The 11,515-nt window shown below is 64.8% G+C and carries 12 protein-coding genes; 6 read left to right on the forward strand and 6 right to left on the reverse strand.

The window, feature by feature from the left end; translation table 11 throughout:
- The first annotated feature begins 371 nt into the window (after window positions 1-371).
- From BLU17_RS07010 to BLU17_RS07030, 5 genes are all read left to right on the forward strand, one after another.
- Entirely contained in the window at window positions 372-1,133 is a 762-nt protein-coding gene (locus BLU17_RS07010; RefSeq protein ID WP_245746757.1) for a MetQ/NlpA family ABC transporter substrate-binding protein, read from the forward strand.
- A gap of 48 nt (window positions 1,134-1,181) precedes the next feature.
- Window positions 1,182-2,306 (forward strand): methionine ABC transporter ATP-binding protein, encoded by a 1,125-nt coding sequence (locus tag BLU17_RS07015; RefSeq protein ID WP_091995992.1) that lies wholly within the window; start codon window positions 1,182-1,184, stop codon window positions 2,304-2,306.
- Window positions 2,299-2,955: a methionine ABC transporter permease gene (locus BLU17_RS07020; protein WP_091995993.1), complete on the forward strand. Its 657-nt coding sequence runs from the start codon at window positions 2,299-2,301 to the stop codon at window positions 2,953-2,955. Before BLU17_RS07015 ends, BLU17_RS07020 begins: the two co-directional genes overlap by 8 nt.
- An 81-nt stretch (window positions 2,956-3,036) precedes the next feature.
- Complete coding sequence (locus BLU17_RS07025) at window positions 3,037-4,233, forward strand: acyl-CoA dehydrogenase family protein (protein WP_091995994.1); 1,197 nt, start codon at window positions 3,037-3,039, stop codon at window positions 4,231-4,233.
- A gap of 51 nt (window positions 4,234-4,284) precedes the next feature.
- Window positions 4,285-5,610 carry an Nramp family divalent metal transporter gene (locus BLU17_RS07030; protein ID WP_091995995.1) on the forward strand — a complete coding sequence of 442 codons (1,326 nt, stop codon included), beginning with the start codon at window positions 4,285-4,287 and terminating at the stop codon, window positions 5,608-5,610.
- A 157-nt stretch (window positions 5,611-5,767) separates the two neighbouring features.
- On the opposite strand, the gene flhC is transcribed toward BLU17_RS07030, so the two are convergent.
- Both flhC and flhD read right to left on the reverse strand, forming a co-directional pair.
- Window positions 5,768-6,373 carry a flagellar transcriptional regulator FlhC gene (gene flhC / locus BLU17_RS07035; protein WP_091995996.1) on the reverse strand — a complete coding sequence of 202 codons (606 nt, stop codon included), beginning with the start codon at window positions 6,371-6,373 and terminating at the stop codon, window positions 5,768-5,770.
- Between the two features lie 11 nt (window positions 6,374-6,384).
- Window positions 6,385-6,705, reverse strand: coding sequence for a flagellar transcriptional regulator FlhD (gene flhD / locus BLU17_RS07040; protein WP_028209695.1), 321 nt, complete (start codon window positions 6,703-6,705; stop codon window positions 6,385-6,387).
- 765 nt (window positions 6,706-7,470) lie between these two features.
- On the opposite strand from flhD, the gene BLU17_RS07045 reads away from it, so the two are divergent.
- Entirely contained in the window at window positions 7,471-7,935 is a 465-nt protein-coding gene (locus BLU17_RS07045; RefSeq protein WP_091995997.1) for a universal stress protein, read from the forward strand.
- A 16-nt stretch (window positions 7,936-7,951) separates the two neighbouring features.
- Here the strand turns inward: BLU17_RS07045 and BLU17_RS07050 are convergent, their stop codons facing one another.
- From BLU17_RS07050 to narJ, 4 genes are read right to left on the reverse strand one after another with little or no spacing between them, the layout of a single operon-like run.
- Entirely contained in the window at window positions 7,952-9,238 is a 1,287-nt protein-coding gene (locus tag BLU17_RS07050) for an MFS transporter (protein WP_091995998.1), read from the reverse strand.
- Between the two features lie 33 nt (window positions 9,239-9,271).
- Window positions 9,272-10,060, reverse strand: coding sequence for a peptidylprolyl isomerase (locus tag BLU17_RS07055; RefSeq protein ID WP_091996077.1), 789 nt, complete (start codon window positions 10,058-10,060; stop codon window positions 9,272-9,274).
- Between the two features lie 32 nt (window positions 10,061-10,092).
- The gene (gene narI, locus BLU17_RS07060; protein ID WP_091995999.1) at window positions 10,093-10,776 is read right to left on the reverse strand and encodes a respiratory nitrate reductase subunit gamma; all 684 of its coding nucleotides are present in this window, start codon (window positions 10,774-10,776) and stop codon (window positions 10,093-10,095) included.
- Between the two features lie 40 nt (window positions 10,777-10,816).
- Window positions 10,817-11,515, reverse strand: a complete 699-nt coding sequence (narJ, locus tag BLU17_RS07065) for a nitrate reductase molybdenum cofactor assembly chaperone (protein WP_091996000.1) — start codon at window positions 11,513-11,515, stop codon at window positions 10,817-10,819.

The raw sequence follows: 11,515 nt of genomic DNA on the forward strand, positions 1-11,515 counted from the left end.
GGTGGCGCCCCGCACGGGGGCAACCCCAGGCAAACCGGCACCGTCACAAGCAACGACCAAACTGCAAAACCACCGGGGAGTGCAAACTCAACCCTAAACCCGCGCACATATCGCACTCCGCGATTTCCTTTGCGCAATCGCTTCGTAGACCCCGCCGCACGGCGCCCCTATCATCGTCTGGACCCATCTGGAGCAAACGCGGTGGGCCGCGCCCCTCCCGCGCGCGGACGTTGTCTCCGTTGGTTCCATCGCGTCGCTCCTCACTGAACGAAGTCCAATTCCATCCGAGGACCGCGATGAACCGTGCCGTGCGCGCCGTATGGCGCTCTTCCATTTTCCAGCGCTTCGGCATACTGACGGCTGCGGCCGCGATGCTCGCGGCGGCGGCGTTCAACGCGCACGCGGACACGTCCACGCTCAAGATCGGCATCGCCACCACGCCGCAAACGCCCGCGCTTCAGGAAGCGGCGCGCGAGGCGAAGGCGCAGGGCGTGGACGTGAAGATCATCGAATTCACCGACTGGAACACGCCCAACGCCGCACTGGCGAACAAGGACATCGACGTCAACTATTTCCAGCACACGCCATTTCTGGAAAACGCCGAAAAACAGGGTGGCTACAAGTTCGTCGCCGTCGCGCCGGGCACGATCATGAAGATCGGCCTCTATTCGAAGAAGGTGAAACGCTTCGAAGACCTGAAGGACGGCGCGACCGTGGCCATTGCGAACGATCCCGTCAACGGCGGGCGCGGCTTGTTGCTCCTGCAGCGTGCCGGTCTCATCAAGCTCAAGCCAGGCGTGGACTATCGCGCCACGACGCTCGACATCGTCTCCAATCCCAGACATCTCAAGATCGTGCAGCTTGAAGCGTCGCAACTCGCGCGCTCGCTCGACGACGTCGATCTCGCGCAGGGCTATCCGAGCTTCATCAAACTCGCGGGCACCATCGATCCGAACAGCGCGCTCCTCTTCGATGGGGTGGAGAACAAGGCGTTCGCGCTCCAGTTCGTCGTGCGGCCCGAAAGCGTGAATGATCCGCGCATTCGCAAGTTCATCGACATCTATCAGCATTCGCCGGCCGTGCGCAAGGAGCTCGACAAGGCCTTTGGCAACCTGTACGCGGTCGCCTGGTAAGCGGCGCAAGGTGGTGCCCGCACAACGCATGCACGAGGAGCAGCGAGGATGAAATGGTTCGGAGCGGCGCGCTTCATCGAGGCGGCCCCGATGGCGGCCGAGGCGGCGCGCACCGCCGATGCCGCGCAGCCCGCGGTGGTGTTCGAGAACGTCGGCAAGGTTTACCCGGGCGCGCAGGCCAAGGGTCCGCAGGCGGCGCTTGCCGGCGTCGATCTGCAGGTGGCGCGCGGCGAGGTGTTCGGTATCATCGGACGCAGCGGAGCGGGCAAGTCCACGCTCCTGCGGCTCGTGAACGGGCTCGAAAAACCCACGAGCGGCACCGTGCGCGTGAACGGCATCGATGTCGGCGCACTCGACGAGCGTGGGCTGGTCGCGCTGCGCCGGCGCACCGGCATGGTGTTTCAGCACTTCAATCTGCTTTCGGCGAAGACGGTGCACGACAATATCGCGTTGCCGCTGAAAATTGCCGGCGTGCCGAAGTCGGCGATCGAGGCGCGCGTGAATACGCTGCTCGATCTCGTGGGCCTGAGCGAGCGGCGCAATGCGTGGCCCGCACGCCTTTCAGGCGGCCAGAAGCAGCGCGTGGGCATTGCGCGCGCGCTCGTGCACGAGCCCGATATTTTGCTGTGCGACGAGGCGACGTCGGCGCTCGATCCGGAAACCACGCGCGCCATACTCGCGCTGCTTCGCGACATCAACCGGCGGCTTGGCGTCACCATCGTGCTCATCACGCATGAAATGGAGGTGATACGCGATGTCTGCGATACGGTCGCGGTGATCGAGCGTGGCGAGGTGGTCGAGCAGGGGCCCGTGTGGCGCGTGTTCGGCGATCCGCAACACGAAGCGACGCGCGCGCTGCTGCATACGCCGGGTCACGAACTGCCCGATGATCTGGCCCAGCGGCTCAACAGTACGCCGCAGGCGGCCGCGCGCGCACTGTTCGACGTGCGCTTCTCGGGGGATACAGCGGAAGAGCCTGAACTAGGCACGCTCGCACAGGCGTTCGGCGCGCAGGGCGTGCGCTTCGTGCATGGCGGCATCGAGCGCATTCAGGGACGCGCGCAAGGTCGGCTCATCGTCTCGGCGCCGGTGCGCACCGCTGACGAGGCCGACGCGCTTGCCGAAAGCGCGCGCCGGTACGCAAGCCGCGTGGAGGTGCTCGGCTATGTCTGATCTCTGGATTTCCGAACTGCTCGACGGCATTCGCGATACCTTGCTCATGGTCGGCGTATCGGCGATATTCGCACTCCTGATCGGTATTCCGCTCGCGCTGCTGCTGGTCACGACCACGCGCGGCGGCATTTTCGAGCGGCCCGCGCTCAACGCGGCGTTGGGCGCCGTCGTCAACGCGTTTCGCTCCACGCCCTTCATTATTCTGCTGGTCGCACTGTTGCCGCTCACGCGTTTTCTCGTGGGCACGACCATCGGCGTGTGGGCGGCCGTGGTGCCGCTTTCCATCGCGGCAATTCCGTTCTTCGCGCGCGTGGCCGAAGTGAGCCTGCGCGAAGTGGATCGCGGCCTGATCGAGGCCGCCCAGGCCATGGGCGCGCAGCGCCGTCATATCGTCTGGCACGTGCTGTTGCCCGAAGCGCTTCCCGGCATGCTGGGCGGCTTCACCATCACCGTGGTGGCGATGATCGGCTCCTCGGCCATGGCCGGCGCCGTCGGCGCGGGCGGCCTCGGCGATCTCGCGATACGCTATGGCTACCAGCGCTTCGACACGACGGTCATGGTCACTGTGATCGTGCTGCTGATCGTGATCGTCGCCGCTGTGCAGTTCACGGGCGACAGGGTCGTTCGGCGTCTTTTGCGGCGAACCTGAACGGTGCGGCCGTTCGCATGACGCGCGCAGCAGCCTCGCTGCGCGCGTCGTTTTTTTGGCATCTCATTGGGACATACGGACATGAACGAAGCACTGCGGCCCCAGGGGCGGGAGCAGGAGGAAGCGCGTCTTGCGGCGCTGCTCGAAGCGCTGCGCGCGGGCGCCGCGCTGCGCGATCTCGCGGGCGGCCACGCGGCGGCCGAAAAGCAGCGCATCGCCGACGCCGGGCTGCTCACGCTCGCGGTGCCGCGAGAATTTGGCGGGCAGTTCGGCGGCGCAGATGGCGGGTTGCGCTGGAGCGACGTCTACGCGACCATCCGCGCGATCGCGCGCGTCGACAGTGCGCTTGCGCATTTGCTCGGCTTTCAGTGTCTGCAGGTGGCGAGCGTCGAATTGTGGGGCAGCCCCGCACAGCGGGCGAACTGGCTGCAGGGCACCGTCGAGTATCGCTGGTGGTGGGGCAATGCCGTGAACCCGCTCGACACGCGGCTCATCGCGCAGCGCGACGGCGCCGGCTGGCGACTGCACGGCAAGAAGGGATTTTGTTCGGGCACCTACGGTTCCCAGATGATGACCGTGAGCGCGCACGATCCCGTTTCGGGCAACCCGGTGTTCGCGGCCGTGCCGACCACGCGTGACGGGATCACGGTGCATGACGACTGGGACCCGATCGGCCAGCGTCAGACCGATAGCGGCACGGTGTCGTTCGAGAACGTGGAAGTACGCGCCGCCGAAGTGCTGGAGCGCCCCGATACGCCGCGCGCCACGCTGCGCACGCTGATTTCTCAAGGGGTGCTGACTAACCTGTTCGTGGGGCTCGCGGAAGGCGCGCTCGAAGAAGCGCGCGACTATGTGCTCGAGAACGGTCGTCCGTGGGTGAATGCCGGCATACAGAACGTGGCCGACGACCCGTATTTGCAGCAGCGCTTTGGCGAGATGCGTGTGCAATCGCTCGCGGCGGCGGTGCTCGCGGACCGGGCGGCCAAGTTGCTCGACGAAGCATGGGGCGAAGGCGAGGCGCTTGCCGAGGGCCGGCGCGCCGAGGTCTCGCTCGCGATTTCGGAGGCGAAAATCGTCGCGCATCGCGCCGCGCTCGAAGCCGGCGAGCAACTCTTCGATGCATGCGGCGCTCGCGCCACGGGCGCGGCGCTCGCGCTCGACCGTTTCTGGCGCAACGCGCGCGTGCATACGCTGCACGATCCGCTCGACTACCGCCTGCGCGACGTGGGCCGCTACACGCTGCTGAGGGAGCTGCCGCAGCCGACGCTGTACACTTGAGGGTCCGACGCCGCACTCGTCGCGACGCGTCAACCCTTGAGGATCCAATCGTTGGAGTTCCGGCTACCGACCACGGCAACGGCGCCTTTCTGCCCCTCCGAAGTGCAGGGGACCATCGAAGTTTCGCCGCGCGCGCCGTTCTGGAAGAAGTTCTGGCAGTTCGCAGGCCCCGGCCTGCTGGTGTCGATCGGCTACATGGACCCCGGCAACTGGGCCACCGACATCGAAGCGGGCTCGCGCTACGGTTACAACCTGCTGTTCGTGGTCGTACTCTCGAGCCTCGCGGCGATCGTGCTCCAGTGCCTCTCGATGCGCCTTGGCATCGTGACGGGCCGCGATCTCGCCGCGCTTTCGCGCACGCGCTATTCGAAGCCCGTGGCGATCGGGCAGTGGGCCCTCGCCGAGATTTCCATCATCGCCTGCGACCTGGCGGAGGTGCTGGGCGGCGCGCTCGCATTCCATCTGCTGCTCGGGTGTTCGCTGATGGTGGGCGTCGTGCTCACCGCATTCGACACGCTTCTCGTGCTGGGCCTGAAGGGCAAGAACTTCCGCACGCTCGAGGCGATCATGGCCGGGCTCATCGCCACCATCGGTCTTGGGTACGTCATCGAACTCGTGCTCGTGAAGCCGCACTGGCCCTCGGTATTCGCGGGCGCGGTGCCGTCGTGGCACGCCGTCTCCTCGCCGGAGCCGCTTTATCTGGCGATCGGCATTCTTGGCGCGACCGTCATGCCGCACAATCTTTACCTGCATTCGTCGATCGTGCAGACGCGTGCCGTCAAGCGCGATCATGAGGGCCTCGCACAGGCCATCGGCCTTTCGCGTCTCGACACGATCGTCTCGCTGCTGCTCGCGCTCCTCATCAACGCGGCCATCCTCATTCTTGCCGCAGCGGCGTTTCATGCGACCGGGCACAATCAGGTCACCGAAATCGAAGACGCTTACAGGCTGCTCGCGCCCGTCGTCGGTACGGGCGCGGCGGCGGTGCTGTTCGGCATCACGCTGCTCGCCTCCGGGCAGAGTTCAACGTTTACCGGCACCGTGGCGGGCCAGGTCATCATGGAAGGCTTCCTGCAGATGAAGATTCCGTGCTACCAGCGCCGCCTGATTACGCGGCTGCTCGCGCTGATTCCCGCGGTCGCGGGCGTGGCGCTCCTCGGCAACGGCGCGGTGGGCAAGCTGCTGGTGGCAAGCCAGGTGGTGCTGAGCCTGCAACTGCCGTTCGCGCTCTGGCCGCTCATCCGCATGACGAACGATCGCGCGCTGATGGGCGAGTTCGTGAACCGGCTGCACACGCGCATGATCGCGTGGTTCCTGTTCGTCGTGATCTCGGCGGCGAACCTGTGGCTCGTCTGGCAGACCTTCGGCGGAAGCTAAACAGGGAGGGCGTGTTGCTGGCGCGCCGGAGCAACGGCGCGAAGGCGGGGGATAAAGCGGAAAAAGGAAAAGCGCTTCGCCGTCCGGTGCACTGGGGCACCGGACGGTTTCGCGTCTTGGTCTCGTGTCCGGTTGAGCCGGATCTGCTCTCCTACGCTTATGCAGCCTCGGCAATGCCATCCGGCGTTACAACTGCCGGAAGGTCGCTCTCGGTCTGCTCGGCGCCCCGTCGCGCTGCAGCCGCCTTTTTCGTCTTGCCCGCCCGCGATGGGGGCTGGCATGCGCCGCACACGACGTTGTGCTGAAGGTCGTGGCGATGCGCGACGAATTTGCCGCCGCAACGGCAGCAAGGCGTCAACTGCAGAATATCGGCATCGAAAAACCGCACCAGGGTCCACGCACGCGTGAGATCGAGCACCGGCTCGGCTCCGCTGTGGCGGCAGTGTTCCAGATATAGCCGGAACCCCTTGGTGAGCGCGTCGAGATGCGAACAACGCGCTTCGTTCTTGAGGAACAGGTAGGTGTTATAGAACAGCGAGGCGTGGATGTTGGCCAGCCACGTCATGTACCAGTCCGCCGAGAACGGCAACATCCCTTTAGGCGGCGACACGCCGCGGATCTCGCGATACAGGCGGATCATGCGGTCGCGCGAGAGCGTGAGTTCGCTTTCGAGCACCTGCATGCGCGCACCCAGCTCGATCAGCGCGATCGCGCGAAATACTTCCTGGGCGTCTTCGGTGAGGCTGCGCCGCGTGGTCGACATGGACGTCACTCTCAGGCGAATTGGCCAGCCGGCTGTCCTGCAAGCAGGATGGCCGCGTGAGTAGCCGCCACGTCGGCATGCTTGCTGGTCTGCGTGAGCGCGGACAACATCGCATGATCGTCGAAGCGGAAAAAACAGAGAAGCTGGTCGGAAGAGGCCAGCCTGACGATCTGCGCGAGCGACAGACCGCCAAGCAGATCGGCCAATTCCGACGACAGTCCCAGTCGGAACATGCCGACTGGCTTGTCCTCGCGCAGCATGCGCTGTGCGAGCATCAGATACGACAAATTAATTTCGCGGATAGATTCCAGCGTCTCGCTGCTGCGGTCCATTTCTCTAGTTTCCGAAGCCCCGAATTTAACCCCCCGGCATTTTTCGCCGTGTATCTTTTCTGGTCTTGTGGTCGATCTTTGCTCGTTGGCTCGATCTGACTCTTTGATACAGGTTGTTACAACTCGTAACAACCTTGGAGGGAATTGTATGAGGGCTTATCTCAGAAATCAATCCCTCGGATCAAAAAATAATTAGACCGTTGTGAATTATTTCCGGTAATTTTTTCTGCTAAGAGGAGCCATGCCTGCGACAAACTGACGCAGGCGATACCTGGCCACATAACCCCGCCGGAGGGCCTTGATTTCGGGCCTCGGGCGCGATCGTCGATGCATGTGCAACGACCCGGCCGGAAGGCATGAAGCGCGGCACGCACAATTAAACGTTTTGAAGATCGTTGGGTTGACAGGTAAGAAATACGCGCCCCGGAATTAATACGTGTGAGGATATATATGTAACAAGCGTTTCGACCCTGATGGCTTATAGCAGGCGAATGTGTAACCAGGATGTTACGAAGGCGCAAAGTGGATATGTCGATTGCATGGAGCCGGCGAATGGCCGTGAGTGAGCGAAGCGTTTGAGCTGCAACCATTCGGGCTTGCAACGGATTTGCGGGTGTTGGCTCGGCAACAGCCCGGAGCCCGGTTCGATGCAAGACGAATGCGCTATTTATCTCATATGATGATATAAATAGATTGGCGAGGGCGTTATTTCAGGCGCTCGGTGCGTCCAGGCGGCGCAAGCCCGGAACGCTGGGGAGACAGATCATGGCTTCGTTCAACCGCATTCTGTTGTGTTACGACGCAACGCGCGAAGGACGCCGGGCGTTGCGCGAGGGCGCCGATCTCGCGCGCGAGTGTCGCGCCCAGACGCATTTGCTGGCGGTGCTCGACCAGGCGCCGCTGCAATGGGCCACGGACATCGCGTCCGCTGTGCCGTTCGAAGCCGCTGAGGAAGCGGCGCGCGAAATCCTGCGCGACGGCGTGGCGTGCCTCCAGGAAAAGGGGCTCGCCGCGACCGGCCACTTCGTGGTCGGGCGGCCCATCGACGTGATCGCGAATTACTGCGCGGACCTTCGCGCCGATCTCATCGTGCTGGCCCATCACCGGCGCGGCCCGTTCAAGCGGTGGTGGGACGGGCGCGACGACCGCCTGCTGCTCGACCGCGTGTCGTGCAGTGTGCTCGTCGTGACGGCGCCGGACCCGGCGGAGCCGCAGGCAGCGGCGGCCTGAATCGCCGCCGGCCGGTTCACCTGCTCGGTTCGCCGAGAATCGGCGTGCGCTTGACCTCGGAGAAGTAGAGCAGGATCAGCGAGACCCAGACGATGCCGTAGAGCAGCATGAAGCAGCTCGAGCGGATCTTGAGCAGGTCGAGCAGCGCGCCGAACAGGATCGGCAGCAAAAAGCCGCCAAGGCCGCCGGCAAGGCCCACGATGCCGGTCACGATGCCCATGTTCGTGGGAAAGTCGTCGGCCACGTACTTGAACGTCGACGCCATGCCGAACGCGAACACCGCGCCGAGCACGAAGGCGATCGCGACGAAGCCGAACACCGGCATGCTGATGTGGAGCGCCGCCTGGCCGTCGATCGTGTGGATAACGAAGTCCGTGGGCGGGTAGGAAAGGACGAAGAGGCAGATCCACGCCACCCACAGGCCCCACCATGTGACCTTGTGCGCGCCCAGCTTGTCGGCGAGTACGCCGCCCACCGCGCGCAGGATCGAGCCGGGCAGCGAGAAACCGGCGGCGAAAGCGGAAGCCATCACGAGCGACATGCCGTACTCGGCCTTGAGATATTGCGGAATCCACAGCGAGAGCGCCGTGAAGCCGCCAAAGGTGATCGAGTAGTACTGGCACAGGCGCCACACGCGTTCGTCGGCCAGTACCTTGAATGAGTCGAGCAGCGAGCCGCCCGATTTGCCCGCGCCGGGGTCGCGCGCCGAGCCGAGCCAGAAAATCACGGCCGTGACGATGAGCGCGACGGCGTAGACGCGCGGCACGAAGCGCCAACCATACAGCTTCTCCAGTTGCGGCGTGACGAACAGGTTGACGGCCGCGCCCACCGTGCCCGCGCCGAAGAAGCCCATGGCGAAGCCGCGCCGGCTGGGCGGGAAAAAGCGCGCGACGTAGGGCGTGCCCACCGCGAACGAGGCGCCCACGCAGCCGAGAAAAAGGCCGATGAGCAGGAATTGCCAGAATTCATTCGCATAGCTGACGATATATACGGGCACCGCGCAGGTCACGAGCAGCGTCGTCATGACGATGCGTCCGCCGAAGCGGTCGGTCCACGCGCCGAACGGCAGGCGCATGACCGCGCCGGTCAACACGGGCGTGGCGGTGAGCAGACCGAACTCGGTGCTGTTGAGCTGAAGCTCTTCGCGCAGTTGCACGCCGAGCACGCCGAACATCATCCACACCACGAAACACACGAGAAACGCGAGCGTGCTGACGAACAGGACGGACCATGCCTTTGCGCCGACCTTATCGGGCTCTGCTGCGTTCGTCACGGGGCGCGTCGATTCGCTGCGCAGATTCATGATGCCTCCATCGTGTGAGGGTTCACATCGACTTCACTGGACAAGGGGGCTCGTCGCGGCTTCCAGTGCCGCGTTTTCGAGCGTCGCTTCCGAGGCGAGTATCGATACGTATTGCTGAATGGCCTTGTGGCGCACGCGTTCGCCGAGAAAGCGCGCGACGTCGCCGGCAACGTCTTCATAGGGCACGGGTTGTCCCGGCACGCGCTGGTCTACCCGCACCAGATGAAAGCCGAAGCGCGTACGCACGAGACGCGCCAGCACACCCGTGTCGGTGCAATCGAACAGCGCCGCCTCGAATTCCGGGACGGTGTCGCCGCGCGCGAGCTGGCCGAGGCTGCCGCCTACGCCCGCGGACGGGCAGTTCGAGAACTGGCGCGCGAGCGCCTCGAAGGTGTCGGGCGCCTGTTGCAGCTCGCGCAGCGTCTCTTCGGCCTTCTGGCGCAGCAACGCGAGCGGCACGCGGTCGGTGACGGCAAAGAGAATGTGGCTCGCGTACACGAGTTCGTTGCGCACGAAACGCGAGGCGTGTTGCGCGTAGTAGCGTTCGCAGTCCTCCGGCGTGGGCTCGGGCACGCGCAGTTCGCGCGCGAGCAGCGTATCGAGCGCGTCGTCGTCGAGTTCGGCGTGCTGCTCGATCAGGCCCAGCGCTACGGCGCGCTGGCGCAGCAGTTCGTGAACGACGAGCGCGCGCCGCGCGGCGCGCGCGGGATCGGGGTCGTCGGCATGATTGCCGCGCTCGGCCTCGATCGCCGCGAGACCGATTTCGACGTCGTTCACACGTGCGGGGAGTTCGCTCCCTTCATCATGCGGGATCGCGTTCATCATCGAGGACGCTCCTGGTGCCGGTTTGTCGATCAGCGCTTGCGCACGAGCTGGTACGGACGGATCAGATAGAACACCGAAGCAATGCCGCTCCAGATATGGACCATGCGCGTGAAAGGAGAAACGAGAAAGATCGTGAAGCCGAGCGCGATATGCGTCTGGTAGACGAGCGGCACGCCGTCGAGCAGCCCGGCGATGTTGGGACGGAACGTCACCACGCCCTTTACGTAGTCGGTGAGCTGCTCGAACATCACGCCGTCCATGTGGCGTGCCGAGAGCACGACGGTCGCGAGCCCGAGCGCGAGCTGCGCCCAGAGCATGAACACGATGACGATGTCCGACGTCTTGCTGTTGACGCGGATGCGCGTGTCGCCCAAGCGCCGCGCGATCAGGATCGTGAGCCCGACGATCGCGACGCTGCCTGCCACGCCGCCCGCCACCATCGCGAGCAACTGGTGCACGGTTGCCGAGATGAACGGCCCGACCAGCCAGTGCGGCGCGAGAAACCCGACGAAGTGACCGAGCACCACGACGAGAATGCCCCAGTGGAACAGATTGCTGCCAACGTGCAATGCGCCGCGCCGCAGCAGTTGCGACGAGTCGCTCTTCCACGTGTACTGTTCGCGGTCGAAGCGCACGAGCGAGCCGAATAGCAGCACCGCGAGACAGATGTACGGATAGATGCCGAACAGAAACTGATGGAAGTATTGGTCCATGACGGCTCCTTGCGTGCGGTATGCGAACGGCGTGCCGGTATCAGCGCGGTGCGCGCCGCGGATGGAACGCCACTGGTGCGATCGCCAGTGGCTGTCCCGCGCCCATGAAGCGCACCGGCTCGTCGGCCCAGGCTGCGTCGAGCGCCTGCAAATGGTCCTTGTCGTGCGGCTTGCCAGCGTCGTCGTCGTGCGCGGCGTCGGGTAGTTCCGCGCCGCTCGCGCCTGCGAGCGGCAACAGCGCGCCGATTGCGTACGCGTAGTGGCTGTTGCGGCGGCTCAGTTCGGCCGTGATCGACTGCAGGATCGCGGCGGTTTCGCCGAGCAAAGCGCGCGCCTCGTTTGCCTCGAGAATCGACAGGTATTCGAGGAACACGGGCAGATAGTCGGGCAACTGTCCCGGCTGCAGCAGCATGCCGTGCTTCTCGTAGGTCTGGACGAGGTCGATCATCGCCTGCCCGCGATCGCGCGATTCGCCGTGCACGTGCTCGAACAGATGCAGCGAAGTGGCGCGGCCGCGATCGAAGAGCGCGACATAGTTCTCCTGCAGCGCGAGCAGATCGTGCGAGTCGAGATAGTCGAGAAAGCGTTCGAGCTTCTCACGCGCCTCGGTGCCGAATGCGCGCTCGCCGCGCACGATCGCCCGCAGTTCGTGCAAGGCTTCGACGAGCGGCGCGTCGGGATAGTCGAGCAGCGAAGCGATCAGGCGGTACGTCACGGGTTGGGGACGAACGGCGAACAT

This window comes from Paraburkholderia lycopersici, assembly GCF_900096975.1.
Lineage (GTDB): Bacteria > Pseudomonadota > Gammaproteobacteria > Burkholderiales > Burkholderiaceae > Paraburkholderia > Paraburkholderia lycopersici.